13 protein-coding genes and 2 pseudogenes are annotated in these 16,052 nt (G+C 37.8%); 12 read left to right on the top strand and 3 right to left on the bottom strand.

The features are described 5' to 3' along the window. Positions 1-996 precede the first annotated feature (996 nt). Entirely contained in the window at positions 997-1,332 is a 336-nt protein-coding gene (locus tag ACFVSH_RS11520) for an MmgE/PrpD family protein (protein ID WP_387705990.1), read from the bottom strand. 53 nt (positions 1,333-1,385) lie between these two features. Between ACFVSH_RS11520 and ACFVSH_RS11515 the strand changes: the two genes are divergently transcribed. From ACFVSH_RS11515 to ACFVSH_RS11495, 5 genes are all read left to right on the top strand, one after another. Continuing rightward, positions 1,386-1,745 (top strand): DeoR/GlpR family DNA-binding transcription regulator, encoded by a 360-nt coding sequence (locus ACFVSH_RS11515; protein ID WP_387595171.1) that lies wholly within the window; start codon positions 1,386-1,388, stop codon positions 1,743-1,745. 41 nt (positions 1,746-1,786) lie between these two features. Continuing rightward, positions 1,787-2,056 (top strand): DeoR/GlpR family DNA-binding transcription regulator, encoded by a 270-nt coding sequence (locus tag ACFVSH_RS11510; protein WP_387705982.1) that lies wholly within the window; start codon positions 1,787-1,789, stop codon positions 2,054-2,056. Positions 2,057-2,384: 328 nt separating this feature from the next. Beyond that, positions 2,385-2,555 (top strand): twin-arginine translocase TatA/TatE family subunit, encoded by a 171-nt coding sequence (locus tag ACFVSH_RS11505; RefSeq protein ID WP_387705988.1) that lies wholly within the window; start codon positions 2,385-2,387, stop codon positions 2,553-2,555. A gap of 161 nt (positions 2,556-2,716) precedes the next feature. After that, positions 2,717-4,435, top strand: coding sequence for a metallophosphoesterase family protein (locus ACFVSH_RS11500; protein ID WP_387705980.1), 1,719 nt, complete (start codon positions 2,717-2,719; stop codon positions 4,433-4,435). A 110-nt stretch (positions 4,436-4,545) separates the two neighbouring features. Further along, complete coding sequence (locus ACFVSH_RS11495) at positions 4,546-4,746, top strand: twin-arginine translocase TatA/TatE family subunit (protein ID WP_387595180.1); 201 nt, start codon at positions 4,546-4,548, stop codon at positions 4,744-4,746. Positions 4,747-5,599: 853 nt separating this feature from the next. Here the strand turns inward: ACFVSH_RS11495 and ACFVSH_RS11490 are convergent. Next, positions 5,600-6,500 (bottom strand): annotated as a pseudogene (locus ACFVSH_RS11490) (IS110 family transposase); the annotation flags it as partial. A 223-nt stretch (positions 6,501-6,723) separates the two neighbouring features. Here ACFVSH_RS11490 and ACFVSH_RS11485 point away from each other — a divergent pair. Both ACFVSH_RS11485 and ACFVSH_RS11480 read left to right on the top strand, forming a co-directional pair. Beyond that, positions 6,724-7,101 carry an FAS1-like dehydratase domain-containing protein gene (locus ACFVSH_RS11485; protein ID WP_387595183.1) on the top strand — a complete coding sequence of 126 codons (378 nt, stop codon included), beginning with the start codon at positions 6,724-6,726 and terminating at the stop codon, positions 7,099-7,101. A 75-nt stretch (positions 7,102-7,176) separates the two neighbouring features. Then, positions 7,177-7,584, top strand: a pseudogene (locus ACFVSH_RS11480) (transposase); the annotation flags it as partial. Positions 7,585-8,002: 418 nt separating this feature from the next. Here ACFVSH_RS11480 and ACFVSH_RS11475 read toward each other — a convergent pair. Next, positions 8,003-8,806 (bottom strand): MerR family transcriptional regulator, encoded by an 804-nt coding sequence (locus tag ACFVSH_RS11475; RefSeq protein ID WP_387705978.1) that lies wholly within the window; start codon positions 8,804-8,806, stop codon positions 8,003-8,005. 152 nt (positions 8,807-8,958) lie between these two features. On the opposite strand from ACFVSH_RS11475, the gene ACFVSH_RS11470 reads away from it, so the two are divergent. The 5 genes from ACFVSH_RS11470 to speB all read left to right on the top strand — a co-directional run bounded on the left by ACFVSH_RS11470 (position 8,959) and on the right by speB (position 16,020). Next, positions 8,959-10,338, top strand: coding sequence for an APC family permease (locus ACFVSH_RS11470; RefSeq protein ID WP_387595189.1), 1,380 nt, complete (start codon positions 8,959-8,961; stop codon positions 10,336-10,338). Between the two features lie 134 nt (positions 10,339-10,472). After that, positions 10,473-11,945, top strand: coding sequence for an aldehyde dehydrogenase family protein (locus ACFVSH_RS11465; RefSeq protein WP_387705976.1), 1,473 nt, complete (start codon positions 10,473-10,475; stop codon positions 11,943-11,945). 83 nt (positions 11,946-12,028) lie between these two features. After that, positions 12,029-13,210: an iron-containing alcohol dehydrogenase gene (locus ACFVSH_RS11460; RefSeq protein ID WP_387705974.1), complete on the top strand. Its 1,182-nt coding sequence runs from the start codon at positions 12,029-12,031 to the stop codon at positions 13,208-13,210. Between the two features lie 182 nt (positions 13,211-13,392). After that, positions 13,393-14,865: an aldehyde dehydrogenase family protein gene (locus ACFVSH_RS11455; protein WP_387595198.1), complete on the top strand. Its 1,473-nt coding sequence runs from the start codon at positions 13,393-13,395 to the stop codon at positions 14,863-14,865. A 153-nt stretch (positions 14,866-15,018) separates the two neighbouring features. Then, on the top strand, positions 15,019-16,020 hold the full coding sequence (gene speB, locus ACFVSH_RS11450; RefSeq protein WP_387595201.1) for an agmatinase: 1,002 nt from the start codon (positions 15,019-15,021) through the stop codon (positions 16,018-16,020). The last annotated feature ends 32 nt before the right edge of the window (positions 16,021-16,052 follow it).

Here is a 16,052-nt window from a genome sequence, read left to right as displayed (position 1 = left end):
GTTGTGACAGATTCGATCGTAGAAGAAGATGTTTTTGGTGATTTAACCATCTAACTCAAATTACAAGCTCTGGTTGAGCTAATGACTGATCTAAAATCTTTCAAAAAAACTACCTGATATAATTATCTCGGTAGCTCTGGGTGAACACCTATTTCACAGTTTAATCCTGTTCTTGGATAGTTATCTAATACCTCTTGTAAATGACGTTCCACGTCATCTATATTTTAATTCACTTAGCAGGCACCTCTGTGTCTGTTACATATTTTTTAGAATCCCTTTTTCAACGAACTGGTCAGTTTTCGTTGAAGAACCTAATCAAGTAGTTTACATAAGAGAACTTAGAAAAAGTACAATTAAAATTCGTTCGTAAAGGTACACTTTTATAACATATAGAGTCCATCTGTTTTATGTGTGACAAGAAGTCGTATTGTCACATTGTAAGTTGCGTATGGAGCATAGTTTTGATAATCATCAAGGCCACAAAAAACCCGGCACCCTGTACGCTAAGGGCCCGGGGTTCTCATATTGCCCAATATACTGTAAATCCAAGGAAACCGTATCATACAACAACAAATTTGTGTTGACTTTCTATACCTTCGTGTTTTATTGTGTACTCAAGTTTTTATAAGAAAGTTTTTGATAAGTCTTGATGTGTTGGTCTAATTTCTGACTGCTTTAAATAGTCTCATGGCTATTTAAAGCAGTTGCTTCAGCAATCTGAATCAATTCTTTTTTCAATTGATTGATCCTGTATTCTAATTCATCTATCTCTATAAATATTATACAAATTCCTCTAATCACTCATTATCTTTAACTGCCTGTTAATAAAAGCCTTTCTTAGGTTGGCAGAACGATGGGGGCTTATTTTTATTTAGTCTTCTCGCTTGCACATGTAAAATTAAACAACTTTATTGTCATTATTTGTAATTAAACAAACTATTTTTGTAATCAACTAATGAAAGGAACAGAAGGCATTGAAACACAATAGAGCCTATTTCATCTTGTTAAATAACAAACATTTAACACAAATTCGTGTACCGGCATTTGTTCAAGCATACTTTGGTTTCGGAAAATATTAGTAATAGCTTCAGTTTGTTTAGATGGAAAACGACTAGAAACATTGTTTTTGAATTTTTGTTCTAGCAATGGAATCCCTTCTTTACGTCTCCTTTTATGTCCAATCGGGTATTCTACTTCAATTTTCTCCGTACAACTGCCATCTTTAAAAAATACCTGTATTGCGTTGGCGATAGATCTTTTTTCAGGATCAAGATAATCTTTAGAGTATTGTTTATTCTCTACAGTGTTCATTTTGCTACGAAGGAAGTCAATTCGAGAATCCTGAGCTATTTTTTCTTCATAATGGTCAGCAGAAGTCTGGCAAGGTGTCTTCGATCACAAAAAAGTTTGGTGTGTCTACCGAAACAGTCCGCAGTGGAGCGGTTTTAGATAATGCGAACAGTCAAGAAATCAATTTCTCATTGCGGGAAACCAAAAATATTGAGGAAAAGATGGAAATAGCGAAGATTGCTGCACATTATGTTACAGAAGGACAATCCATTGCATTAGATGTCAGCACAACAAATACCGAATTGGCGAAAGAATTAAAAAGCAGGTTTCAAAGACTTACCATTTTAACAAATTCCTTAATTATTGCCAATGAACTTTCTGAAATGCCTCATTATACGATTTTGATGCCCGGGGGTGTACTCCGAAATGAAGAATTATGCCTGGTAGGTTCTTAGGCGAAGAATTTTTTAAAGGATTTCACATTGATATTTTTTTTATGAGCATCAGTGGTATTTCCTTGACGGAAGGGCTGACGGATTACGGTTTAGGTGAGTACCAAGTGAAAAAGAAAATGCTTGAGAATTCTCAAAGTTGCATTGTGCTAGCGGATAGTAGTAAATTTGATGTTGTCTCATTATTGAGAGTCTGCCATTTTGAAAGGGTTGACCGTATTATTTCTGATTCAAATCTATCCGAAAAGGTACTGCGGAAATATAAAAAAGAAGGTATTGAAATTGTGAATAAGATTAATTTGGAGGAAAAGTAGCCGTCTACTTTCCTTTTTTTATGTATTGCTTAAACTCAGTTTATCTCATTTCATCTTCTCTCCTCAAATTTCAAGTAGCAAATAAATCTTTTATTTTTTCAGCCACGAAATAAAATCCACTATCAGCTATTTATGTGTAATTGTGTGATTTAGTGTAATTTTGCATAAAAACAACATTAACTTACACTATATTTACAGAAAACCAATACAGATTGTGTATTATTTGTTATGCAAGAGGTAATTTGTGTGAGTGTGTTACCTTTTAAGTTATTATTTTGAGGTGGTGTCTATTGTCACGTATTCCCTATTCTAGGGGGGTGTCCCTTATATCGGCGTACCAGGATTAATGTTAATTGTCATCATTGCTTTAATCGTAATTGTCCCTTCTAAGTTGCCCGAAAATGGACGTGCTTTTGGCAGCACATTAAGAGAGTTTACAAACTCTATTAAAGATTTGATTTCTTTAGACGAGAAAGAAGAAAAGACCCAATCCAAGTAATGATTAAGAAAAACTAATGCACCAATTAGTGAATGGGTTGTTTTAAGGGTTTCCCCAACAATAATTTTTGTCAGTAACCATCGTTTCTTTAGTTTTCGGAAAATTATATATTAACAGTTTCCTTGAAATTGCCTATCTATCATTTGGAGGAGTGAAAAATAATGAAAAACGATGAATTGAACCATGAAAATGATAAATCGTTACAAGATGATCTTCTAAAAAAGGGGATGGATCGACGGACCTTTTTGGAGGGGACAACTAAAATTGCAGGAATGACTTTAGGATTAACTCTAGTAAACTCGTTAACTAGTTTACCTGTGAGTGCAGCATCTAGCTCTTCTGTTTTTAATTCACTTAGCAATAAACCAGATCTCGTTTTTCCTGTTATAAGCGATATTCATATTCAACGTCAGAGCGATGATTTTTTAAATAAGTTTGTTACTACATTAGAACAGTTAAATAAGGTTGCTCCTAAGCAAGATGCTTTTGTCGTTGTTGGAGACTTAACGGATTTGGGAACTGAATTAGAATATGATAAGTTTATGTCTGCTTATAATCCACGAAAACAATCAAAAGCAGTTTCTATGTTTGCGATTGGAAACCATGACTACTGGAATGGTTTATCAGCAGCTGATTCTCAAAAACGGTTCTGTGAGAAAACTGGGATGGAATCGCATTTCTATCATAAGGTAATCAAAGGTTACCATTTCATTGTTCTTGCTACGGAAGATGGCAACACATCTGGGACCTTTTCAGTGAATCAAATTGAATGGATGGGTGAACAATTAAAGATAGCAAATGCTGAGGATCCGAAAAAACCAATTTTTGTCTTCCATCACCAGCCTATCAAAGGAACCATTTATGGAAGCGAATGGGGCTTCTCGCAGAATAGAGACCTTTTTTACGATACGTTGAAAGAATATCCGCAAGTCGTCACGTTTTCTGGTCACACACACTATCCACTAGATGACCCTAGAATCATTCATCAAAAAGATTTTACGACTATCGGAACTTCTACAGGTGCCTATTTGTGGATAGATGGTGGAAGAATTCAAGGAGAAGTACCTGAGGGGGCAGGTTTCCTAAATCAAGCTTTGATTGTAGAAGTTTACAACAATAAATTAATCATTAAACGCCGTGATATACATAACAATGATTGGACAGGGAAACCATTCGAAATTAGTCTTCCTGCTAAGAAAGACAAATTTAAATATACTGAGGATCGAGACAATAAGGCTCCTTTCTTTACAAAAAATGCCATGATCTCTATCGATCATGATAAGACGACCGTTACAAGCTTAGCAATTATGTTGACTCAAGCGAAAGATGACCTTATTGTACACGACTATAAGGTAGTGGCAAGAAATGCAGAAACAAAAGAAGTAGCCAATGAGTTTCTTGCATTCTCAGAATTCTACAAAGATCCTGTGCCTAACCCTTTAACATTGCCAGTCGGAGAATTAAAGCCTAATACAACCTATGAGATTGAAGTACATGCTCTTGATGCATACGAAAATGTAAGCCATAACTCTTTAAAAGTATTAGGGAAAACGCTGGACGGTGTAGTAAAAGATGTAACGATTACGTTATCTAAAGATGTATTAAAAGGAGTAGAAGATACAGTAGAAGTTACGGTAGAAAATGCAAGAGCTCCGAAAAGTGATTGGATAGGTTTATATGAAGTAAATGAAAAACCAGGAGATATCGCTGCAATTTGGTGGATGTATACTAACCCGACAAATGGAACAGTTAAATTTACTCATAAAGGAAGTGGTTCTTCAAGATTCAAGGAAGGTTCAACTTATAAATTTATCTATTTCTATGGCAGCGGATATGACGCTGTTGCTTCAAAAACATTCACTGTTGGTAGTAAAGAATAGTAGTAATAATAACTTTCACCATTTCTTAAAAAGATCTTATGACAAGGATCTTCTAACAATTTAGGTTAAAAGATTAAAAGTCTAAAATGAACAATTGGAGGTCAACGTTAATGTTTCAAAATATAGGAATTCCCGGATTAATACTAGTTCTTGTAATTGCACTTATCGTTTTCGGTCCATCAAAATTGCCAGAACTAGGTCGTGCAGTTGGCTCAACATTAAAGGAATTTAAAAACTCAACACGAGATCTAGTTTCAGATGATGAGGCAGATCAAGAGAAATCGAATAATAAGAACGAAAAAAGTATTTAATATAAATCTAGTAGGAGCAAAAGGTCAAGGGAAACATATGGGAAAACCAGGATAAGATGAAAAGACTTTAAAACGAGCTATTAAGCTATATAATGAACGTGAAACAAACGGAATGAGTGTGAATGACATTGTAAAAACTACAAGCGTTCCACGTTATATGCAAAAAAAGAAAGCCTACTTCCTTAAATAACAAGGATCGCAGGCTTTTTTTACTTTATTCTAAAATCAATACGTCCATTGGCTTCTTTAACTCTATAACAAAGTGAGCCAAATGTTAAAACCTCTTTATCTTGTAGATATTCTTTATAGTATTCTTTTAAAAGGTCAATAAAATGATCTTTTCTTAACTCAACATAACAATTAGGATTCATGACCGGATATAGAGTTTGCTCATTTTCTAATTCTAAGTGTTTAGAGTCTCCTTTTGCTTCATCATAAAATTTAAAATTCGAAATAGAAAATTCTTAAATTGACTAGGTGCGTTAGTTGAGATCCGGGGCTGCCATTTGGCGGCCTTTTTGCTTAATGAACTCCCTCAGTTTAATAGATAATGCTCACGAATACTCGCTTATTCGGAGGATTTCAAACCACATGGTATAGGTTGCTTTAGATGAACGAAAGAGATAGGACCGTTTTGATAAGATAAGGGCAGATTGAAATAGGGGATCTATTGAAAATCCCATATTATTATATATGCTGCACGCATTTTCCACGCTGCCCTTGGAGGCTTTCCCTCCCATGTCTCATATTCATATGCCCTTTCATTCCTTCGTCATGCCTATCCAAGGGGGGGAGGCCAGTTTTGCTAACGGAACTGGTCATTGCTCTTTTGTTCATTACATCCAGTACTCGTGCTAAGTCCTTTAATCGCTAGTATTTTTTCAGCATAAGGAATTTTCATGAGTATGTTTGCGACTTCCTGTTCAACTGCTTCAAGTTGGACGTTCGCAAGATCGTATTCCTCAAGCAATTGCTTCAAATGAAGTTTATAAGCATCAAGAGCTTTTTTTGTACCAACCGATTTGTTCGCTAAGTCGATCAGTGAATGAGCCTTTGGAACACCTGCATGTCTTTTCATCACTGATTTCCAGCCCATAATGATATCTTGAGGCTGTAACGAACGTAGTTCGACTGGAGTGGGAAATAAGCGAAGGGTTGCGATTGCTCCCTTAGCTGTTACATCTTTGAAGACTTGTCGTAGTTCAGGAAAGACGATATCTATCCAGCGATTTATTTGGTTGATTGAGCTGACCAGCTGTTTAACGATCATGTCCCTGTTAGACATAAGGACTCGAAGTTTTTCTATGGATTCTGGGCTATGATGAATCAATGTATAATAGCCATTTTTCACTACATCAGCGATGACGAGAGCGTCCTTTTTATCGCTCTTAGATTGGGTATTATCTCGGTTCTCTTTATTCCTTTTAACAAGGTGCGGATTTACGGTAACAACTTCAACGTTTTGTTCAAATAACCATTTTGATAGATTCAACCAGTAATGACCGGTAGGTTCCATGCCCACGATGGCAGTGTCTAAACGGTTTATTCGTTTAAGTTCTTTGATCCAACTTAGAAATTTAGTAAACCCCTCATCGTTATTTTCAAAGGTTAGAAGGATGACCGACCACAATTTCTCGATAGTTAACTGCTCGAGAAACATGAAATTGTTGTGCAATATCAATTCCTACAACAAGATGACGATTCGTGATTCTTTCAATTAGTTGATTTTGTTTGTTTTGCATTTTAAAATTCATAGTAGGGCTTCCTCCTTAAGATGAGTTTTGGTTTGTGTGTTCTCTCATCATACTGAGGGGCTCTGTTTTTTTCATAGCCGATATTTAATGCTCTACAGGAATGCTAAAGGGGCAGTTAGTGGAAGAAGGATTCCTTGAATTTTTGTGGAATATATTACCTTAAAAAATCTGGTGTTGTGTAATATTTACATTGTTAATAACAAGACAGTGGGGGGAGATTAAAATGTCATTAAAAGTAGGAGACATAATTACGTTTGAACGAACTTTTACAGTAAGAGATGTTGAATTATTTACTGAGATTTCAGGTGATGAAGGGATTCATCATATAACCCCAGATGAACAAGGAAGACTTGTCATTCAAGGGTTATTAACGGCAACTCTGCCAACAAAAGTAGCTGGAGATAATAACGTACTGGCTCGTAGTACGAGTTTTGAGTTTTTAAGACCTGTTTTTACGGGAGATACAATAGTTTGTAAAGTTAGAATTGAGAAATACGAAAGGCAAGAAAATAATAGGACAGCTTTTGTTGCATCCTTTTTATGTAAAAATCAGAATGAAAAAGAAGTATTGAAAGGAGATGTATCAGGCGTAATTCTTTAAACTTTCTTAAACTATCTGGAGCAATTTCGAAAGCTCAAGACTGTCATTTGACGGTCTTTTTTTATGCATATGACCCTGGCAAATGAACTGGAAGAATATAAGATCATCCAATCTATTCCCGGTATAGGAGAAAAAATCACAGCCACGATTATCTCTGAAATGGGTGAAATCGATCGATTTAATCATCCGAAAAAACTGGTTGCCTTCGCTGGAGTAGATCCAAGTGTTGACTCATCGGGTAAGTTAACGGCAACCATTAATCGTATGACTAAAAGGGGTTCGAGCAGACTACGACATTTTCTATATCTTACCGTACTGTGCGGCATAAGAAGTTCAAGGAACAAAATGCTTAAAGCATTCTATGATAAGAAAAAATCAGAAGGAAAACCGGCCAAAGTGTCCATCGTTGCCTGTATGAATAAGTTGCTTCATTGGATTCACGCTCTATTAACGAGAAAAGAAATGTTCCTAGATTTAACCTAATTAACGGTTTTGTGAAACAGAGAAAAATCCTTCCAAAAGGGTTTTGGAGGGTTATTTGCCATGGACAAAAATAGTATATCATAAGGGAAATAAAATTTTAGAGAAAGATATTGACATCCTATTAGCTGGTTTAGTTCTATAAGACTTACTAAAAAAATCAACTATCTTAAAATAACTGTATACTGAATCACAAGAAAAGAATCCATTTCGATCAATCTTTTTTCAAAATGGATTCTTTTTATTTACGCTAATATGGGGGTTCAGGTGTTTATGAATGAAGATTCACATTTAGTGGTTTTTTTGTTGGCATCCCTTCTAAAAAAAGAACTAGCCATTAGCTAGTTCAATTCCATATCAAAACTTCTCCTATATCTTTCGTCTAAACCATACACATAAACATTTGTCCTGCGAAAATAGGTCATACCTTTTGAACGGGAACTTGAATTTCAAAGGTAATCTCGTTTGGCTTATCTGTGATCGTAATATCAACATGCATAATTTGCAGCGCATCGCCGGTAATTTGATAACCACCTTCATCAAGATAATCCAATATTTTACTTAAGCTTTCGCGTCGGTTCCATAATAATTCTCCGTTATAACGGATACACGCAAATAACCCAGCCGGAACGATCCTTTGGTACTGTTTTGGTATTTTTTCTTTACTTTTTGCCACAATGAAAATGACTGATGGTTCTTCAAAACGTTTAGATCTAAGATCCGCCTCCTGAATAAGAATTCCTAGCCTGTTGCTGGCCAGAATCGGTGTCTTCTCAGCAAGCATATTTTCCAGCCTTAGAACACCATAACAGAGTTCCAAATTATTATTGATTTTTTCATTCAATGTAATTAACTTCCTGCGTCCTATTTCGCGGAACATAACCGTTTGAAGTTCCTTTTCTCTTGCTACTTGATCTAAGTAAACAATTTTTTCCCGAATATTTTCCTCCAAGTCAGTTAATGCGTTTAGCTTTGAAACAAGATCTGCGTGTTTGGCTTTAAGAAAGTCCAAAGACTTACTAAAATTGCGTTCATTGAAATAATCCTTTATTTCGTCCGTACCCAATCCAAGTTGCCGTAACTCTTTAATAGTCCCTAAAACCTCGTACTGGAAAATAGAATAGTAGCGATACCCCGAGTGTGGATCGATATATTGTGGCTTGAATAAGTCAATCCGATCATAGTGGCGCAAGGTCTCCGAAGTCATCCCTCGTAACTTTGCCATCTCACCAATGGTTAACTTTTCTTTCAGTTTAAACACCTCCTTAAATAATATAATACAGCTATTGACCTTTGTGTAACAAAAACCTTTATAATCAAGATACAAAATATTCTAAATCATCTGAGTATTCTTTGTAAATAGGGGGGAGCTGATTTATGGAAAGTAAGAAGCTTGTTAGAACGCTTACTTTGTCACAGGTTGTTTTTTTAGGGATTGCTTGGAATAACCCCATGGTATTTTTTAATACCTACGGAATAGCTGCCGTAACCTCTCATGGTGTAATTACGGGTGCATACATTATTGCATTTCTAGCAATACTGTTTACAGCGCTCAGTTATGGAAAGATGGCAAAAGCATACCCTATCTCAGGTTCAGCTTATACATTTACTCAAAAATCTATTAATTCTGAAATGGGGTTTCTTGTCGGTTGGACAATTATGCTTGATTATATCTTAACACCTATGGTGACGTGCTTGATGTCCGCTGTCTTTTTACATGCAGTGTTTCCAGGGATTCCGCATTATGTGTGGATTATTCTTTTGACTGCCATCATAGTGGTACCGAGCATTCTAGGTGTAACGATATCAGCATCCGCAAGTAAAATTTTCGTTATTGCTCAAATCATTTTCGTTTGTTTTTTCTGGATATTAACCGTTAAAAGTTTATTAGAAGGAGTAGGGACAGGCACTTTTTTCTCAAGTAAATCATTGTTTAATTCAGAGGTTCCTTTGTCCTCCATCTTAGCAGGAGCTTCAATTCTTTGTTTTAGTTTCCTCGGTTTTGACTCACTTACTACCTTGTCAGAGGAAACAATTAATCCCGAAAAAACTATCCCAAAAGCAATTATCATAATGCTGTTGTTTATAGGGGTCTTATACATTGGCTCTTCTTACTTAGCACAATTGGTGCAGCCGGGTTTTTCGTTCGAACACGCTGATTCTGCAGCTATAGAAATTACGATCCTTGTTGGAGGAAATTTATTCAAATCATTATTTATTACTGCGGTAATTGTTGGGAACTTCTCTTCGGGAGTTGCTGCAATTACAAGCGCATCACGTGTGTTATATGTCATGGGACGGGATTCTGTATTGCCTAAAAATCTATTTGGTTATATTCATCCCAAATTTAAAACACCGTCACACGGCATTATCGTGATAGGTATAATTTCTTTACTAGGTATCTTGTTAACCCTGGAGCAAGTCATCAAGTTTATCAATTTTGGGGGGCTCATTGCTTTTACATCCGTTAATCTATCTGTCATCGCCCATTATTTTATAAGAAATCAGCAACGTTCTTTTAACGACTACATACGGTATCTATTTTTACCGCTCATAGGTGCAGCATTTACTTTGTGGTTATGGTCACATTTAGAAATGGAGGCATTGATCTTTGGAGGAATCTGGCTGGTATGTGGTTTGGCATATCTTCTTTATATGACAAAATTTTTTCGCAAGCCCCTTCCGGAGTTTCATTTTGATGAAGAGATAATGTCTCAAGATGAAGAGATAATTTCTCAAAAGGTAGAAGACTTGTAATCCGTTTTTTTAGTAAAAGGCAATATGTAACCGATTGGGATATTAACTTTTAGAAAATAAAGAAAAATGAAAGCGTTATCTATTTCGGGTGTAAGATCGTTAAAGCAAGAATAACGAACTGGAGGTATTTCAAATTGTTGAAGTTGAAAATGTTTATAAACGGTGAGTGGATGGATTCTTTGAGTAGACAAAAGAGCAGTGTTGTAAACCCGTCACACGGCAAGATCATTGCAGAGGCTCCCCTTGGAAATACAGAAGATGCCCGGATGGCCATTGATGCGGCACGAACCGCATTTGATTCCGGGATTTGGTCAGACTTACCGGCTTCGGAACGGGCTTCCTATTTATTTAAAATAGCGGAGAAGCTCGAAGAACATGCATCTGAGCTTAGCCAGCTTGAAACAGCCAATACCGGAAAGCCTCTTAGAGAAGCAGAGTTTGACATTGCGGATGCAGCGGATTGTTTTCGTTATTATGCCGGTTTAGTCACCAAACCAGACGGCCAAACGTATCCTGTTTCCAGCCCTGTACAGGCTATGGTTGTTCGAGAGCCGGTAGGGGTATGTGGACTGATCGCTCCATGGAATTTCCCTTTACTGACAGGAGCCTGGAAAATAGCCCCTGCCCTTGCTGCAGGAAATACGGTTGTGTTTAAAACATCCGAGGTAACTCCGATTACGACTGTTAAACTATTTGAAATCATCAAAGAAGTTGGCATACCAGATGGCGTGGCAAATCTAGTTATTGGTGGTGGTGCAATAGTAGGAAATGAACTAGCGGAAAGCGATAAAGTCGATATGGTTTCGTTCACTGGCAGTACAGCGACAGGCAGAAGCATCATGAAAGCATCAGCTGGAAATATTAAAAACATTGCACTCGAATTAGGCGGCAAGTCACCTAACATCGTTTTCGCCGATGCGGACTTTGAGACAGCCGTGGATTATGCTTTATATGGGATTTTTGTCAACGCCGGTCAAGTTTGTAATGCAGGATCTCGTTTACTGCTTGAAGAGAGCATTCACGACAAGTTTATCGATAGATTGATAGAGAAAGCGAAAAAGATTCGAGTCGGCCCTGGCGATCAACCGTCTACAGAAATGGGTGCTCTTGTTAGTGAAGACCATATGATTAAGGTGCTCAAATATATTCAACTTGGCATAGAAGAAGGGGCGAAATTAGTCTGCGGCGGCAAGCGGATCACAAGCAACGGGCTTGAAAATGGCTATTTTGTTGAGCCGACGATATTTGTTGACACTAAACCTGACATGAAAATTGTTCAGGAAGAAATATTCGGTCCGGTACTGACTGTGCAAAAATTTAAAGATGAAGCGGAAGCCATCCAGCTTGCCAATGATACCCCATATGGCCTCGCAGCAGGTGTATTTTCCCAAGACGGTGCGAAGGCTTTACGAGTAATTAAGAAAATAAGAGCCGGAATTACATGGGTTAATGCCTATAATCTAGCCTACAATGAAGCACCGTGGGGAGGATACAAGCAGAGCGGAATTGGCCGGGGGTTAGGAACTTTTGGGTTAGATGAGTTTAGTGAGGTAAAACAAATTAACATTAATTTAGAAGTAGAGCCAACTAAGTGGTTTGACCATTAAAAATTGAAAAGTAGATATAAAAGAGTAAAAGAGAGTGAGTCACTATACTATTACACTATTTGAAAAATTGAAAGGGGAAATTAATGATGATCTGGGATTTTAATTTCAATATTCCTACCTCTATAGAGTTTGGAGCCGGAAAAGTTAAAAATATTGGGAAAAGAGCAAAAGAGCTAGGAGGAAAAAAGGCTCTTCTTATTACTGATAAAGGACTAGCGCAAACTGGAATTTTGCAAAAGGTTATAGATTCGTTAGACCAAGAAGGTGTCAATTATATTGTTTTTGATGAAATTACTCCTAATCCAAAAGATGTAGATTGTCAAAGAGCCTATGAGCAATTTAAAGATGAGGAAATAGATCTTTTGATTGGTCTTGGCGGAGGAAGTTCAATGGATACAGCCAAAGCAATTGGTACACTTTTAACCCATGGAGGAGAGCTTAGAGAGCGTTACGGTGTAAATTTACTAGAGCGAGAAATCACTCCACTTATTTGTATTCCTACAACTTCAGGTACTGGAAGTGAAGTTACAACAGGTTCTGTCATTACAGATACAGTTACAAAACAGAAAGAGGCTATACTTGACATTAGATTGGCTCCGAAACTAGCAATTTTGGATCCTGAATTAACTCTAACTCTGCCTAAATCTATTACGGCTGCTACTGGAATGGATGCACTTACACATGCTATCGAAGCTTATACCAGCAATATTGCTGAACCAATTTCAGATGCTCTCAGTCTTTATTCAATTGAATTAATTGCTAAGTACCTTCCGTTAGCTGTAGAAAATGGGAACGACTTAGAAGGACGGAAAAATATGCTTGTAGCCAGTTTAATTGCAGGTATGGCATTTAATCACGCGGATCTTGGTGCTGTACATGCTATGGCTGAACCACTTGGAGGTCTTTATGATACTCCACATGGGGTAGCAAATTCTATATTTCTTCCACATGTGTTTGAATTTAATATTCCTTCAAACCTTGAAAAGCATGCAATTGTAGCTGAAAAACTTGGAGCAAATAAAGAGGGTAAAACCATTGAGGAAACTGCCTATGAAGGTGTTGTATTGTTAAAAGAGCTTGCTCGTAAAATTGGCATTCCTGATTTTCGAGATTTAAATAATGTCGATCCTGAAGATTTCCCGTTCCTTGCTGAAGGGGCAGCAGTTCATTTATGTACACAGACGAATTCAAGAAAAGTGACACGCGAGGATTATTTGGCATTATTCCAAAAGACTTATGAGGCGAAAAACACAACATTAATTTAACTATATAGATCGATTTAGAAAATTTGACATGACCAATTCTAAATGTTCCTCAATGGAATGAAGATGTGTCGAGTTATTAAGTGTTAATGTGGATTAAGAGTTTTTGAATCGGTGGTCAGCTTGATAGGAGTTTTAATTGGCCGGCCACCATGGCTTACATAAAAACTGGAGGTGTTTTTACAGTGTTAAATCTGAAAATGTTCATAAACGGTGAATGGATGGATTCTTTAAGTAAACAAAAGAGTCAAGTTGTAAACCCTGCTAACGGCAAGGTCATTGCAGATGCTCCCAAGGGAAATGCAGAAGATACCCGAATGGCCATTGATGCGGCGCGAACCGCATTTGATTCCGGGATTTGGTCAGATCTGCCAGCTTCAGAACGGGCTTCCTACTTATTTAAAATAGCGGAGACACTTGAAGAACGTGCATCTGAGCTTAGCCAGCTTGAAACAGCGAATACCGGAAAACCTCTTAGAGAAGCGGAATTTGACATTGCGGATGCAGTGGATTGTTTTCGATATTATGCGGGTTTAGTCACTAAACCCGATGGACAAACATACCCAGTTTCGGGTCCTGTACAGGCTATGGTTGTTCGGGAGCCGGTAGGGGTATGCGGACTAATCGCTCCATGGAATTTCCCTTTACTGACAGGAGCCTGGAAAATTGCCCCTTCCCTTGCTGCAGGAAATACGATTGTGTTTAAACCAGCCGGGATCACTCCGATTACGACTGTTAAATTATTTGAGATTATCCAAGAAGTCGGCATACCGGATGGCGTAGCCAACCTAGTTATGGGCGGCGGGGGAACAGTAGGAAATGAACTAGCGGAAAGCGATAAAGTCGATATGGTTTCGTTCACTGGCAGCACAGAAACAGGCAGAAACATCATGAAAACAGCAGCTGGAAATATTAAAAACATTGCACTCGAATTAGGCGGCAAGTCACCTAATATTGTTTTCGCGGATGCAGATTTTGAAACAGCTGTGGATTATGCTTTATATGGGATTTTTGTCAACGCCGGCCAAGTTTGTAATGCAGGATCTCGTTTACTGCTTGAAGAGAGCATTCATGACAAGTTTATCGAGAGACTGGTAGAGAAGGCGAAAAAAATCCGGGTCGGCCCTGGCGATCAACCGTCTACAGAAATGGGGGCGCTTGTCAGTGAAGACCATATGAATGAGGTGCTCAACTATATTCAATTAGGTATAGAAGAAGGGGCGAAACTAGCCTGCGGAGGCAAGCGTATCATAAGCGATGGACTTGAAAATGGTTATTTTGTTGAGCCGACGATATTTGTTGACACTAAACCTGACATGAGAATTGTTCAGGAAGAAATATTCGGTCCGGTACTGACTGTGCAAAAGTTTAAAGATGAAGCAGAAGCCATCCAGCTTGCCAATGATACCCCATATGGCCTCGCAGCAGGTGTATTTTCACAAGACGGTGCGATGGCTTTACGAGTGATTAAGAAAATAAGAGCCGGAATTACGTGGGTTAATGCTTACAATCTAGCTTACAATGAAGCACCGTGGGGAGGCTATAAGCAAAGCGGAATTGGCCGGGGGTTAGGAACTTTTGGTTTAGATGAGTTTAGTGAGGTAAAACAAATCAATATTAATTTAGAAGTTGAACCAACCAAGTGGTTTGATCATTAGAAATTTAGAAGTAGAGATAAACGAGTAATTAGAAAATATGTTGGTTCCTGGTAGTCATTATTGACTAAACAATTCCGTTTTGCCTAGTTTTATAGGTTTGCATGAAGCTTGCATATATGAACGAGTAAGTAATATAAGTGGGAGGCAAAGCACATGTCGAATAATGAAAAACAACATCTTAATTTACCTTTTACCGGAATCTGTACTTTCGGGAAATATCCCGTATGTCCTGATTTAGACCAGCTAGATGCAGATGTAGCTGTAATTGGAGTTCCAAATGATATGGGAACACAATGGAAGTCTGGCGCAAGAATGGGCCCAAGAGGAATTCGAGAAGGCTCTACATTATATAGTTTCGGGTTAGATGGAGCCTATGATATTGAAAATGATATCATGTATCTTGGCCCAAAATGGAAAGTTGTTGATTGCGGTGATGTAGACATGGTACATGGGGATATGATGCAATCCCATGATAATACGGAAGAAGCCATTCGAAAAATCGTTTCAAAAGGTGCAATGCCGGTTGTTTTAGGTGGAGATCATTCCATTACAATTCCAGTAGGAAAGGGCTTGGATGAACTCGGGCCATTTCATGTGATCCAGATTGATGCGCATTTAGACTGGGCAGATCACCGTTCAGGAATGCGGGTTGGACATGGAAGCTGCATCCGCCGCTTATCTGAAATGAATCATGTTCAAAAGATTTTCCAATTGGGCATTCGTGGAATCAGCAGCAGTAAAAAAGAAGATGTCGATGCTGCAAGAGAATACGGAAGTGTCATCTTGTCTCCCCGACAAATGAGAAAGATGGGATTTGAACAGGTTCTGGAACTTATTCCAGCAGGTGAAAAATATTATATTACCATGGACATTGATGGCCTCGACCCATCGATCGCTCCTGCGACAGGCACACCTTCTCCTGGAGGCCTGCTTTATGATGAAGTCAACGAATTACTCCATGGAATTGCAAAAAGAGGAGAAGTTATCGGTTTTGATATGGTAGAAGTAGCTACTCCTTACGATCATACGGGAATAACTGGACAAGTGGCAGCTCGTCTCTCATTAGACTTGCTTAGTTTTGTTTTAAAAGAAAAAGAGAAAAACCAGGCTGCACTCAGCGATCATCAAGAGCTGAACTTCATAAAGAAGCATTAGTCTGTTAAATTTGAAAGCGTGAGGATATAAAG

The organism is Peribacillus sp. NPDC058002 (assembly GCF_042886655.1).
Classification (GTDB): Bacteria; Bacillota; Bacilli; order Bacillales; family DSM-1321; genus Peribacillus; species Peribacillus aracenensis.
This window is presented reverse-complemented; position numbering and strand designations above follow the sequence as displayed.

Bases quoted from the DNA above. Each gene is read 5' to 3' on its own strand.
- speB (WP_387595201.1), top strand. From the start codon at position 15,019: ATGTCGAATAATGAAAAACAACATCTTAATTTACCTTTTACCGGAATC.
- ACFVSH_RS11460 (WP_387705974.1), top strand. From the start codon at position 12,029: ATGATGATCTGGGATTTTAATTTCAATATTCCTACCTCTATAGAGTTT.
- ACFVSH_RS11510 (WP_387705982.1), top strand. From the start codon at position 1,787: ATGAGCATCAGTGGTATTTCCTTGACGGAAGGGCTGACGGATTACGGT.
- ACFVSH_RS11485 (WP_387595183.1), top strand. From the start codon at position 6,724: ATGTCATTAAAAGTAGGAGACATAATTACGTTTGAACGAACTTTTACA.
- ACFVSH_RS11500 (WP_387705980.1), top strand. From the start codon at position 2,717: ATGAAAAACGATGAATTGAACCATGAAAATGATAAATCGTTACAAGAT.
- ACFVSH_RS11475 (WP_387705978.1), bottom strand. From the start codon at position 8,806: ATGGCAAAGTTACGAGGGATGACTTCGGAGACCTTGCGCCACTATGAT.
- ACFVSH_RS11470 (WP_387595189.1), top strand. From the start codon at position 8,959: ATGGAAAGTAAGAAGCTTGTTAGAACGCTTACTTTGTCACAGGTTGTT.
- ACFVSH_RS11495 (WP_387595180.1), top strand. From the start codon at position 4,546: ATGTTTCAAAATATAGGAATTCCCGGATTAATACTAGTTCTTGTAATT.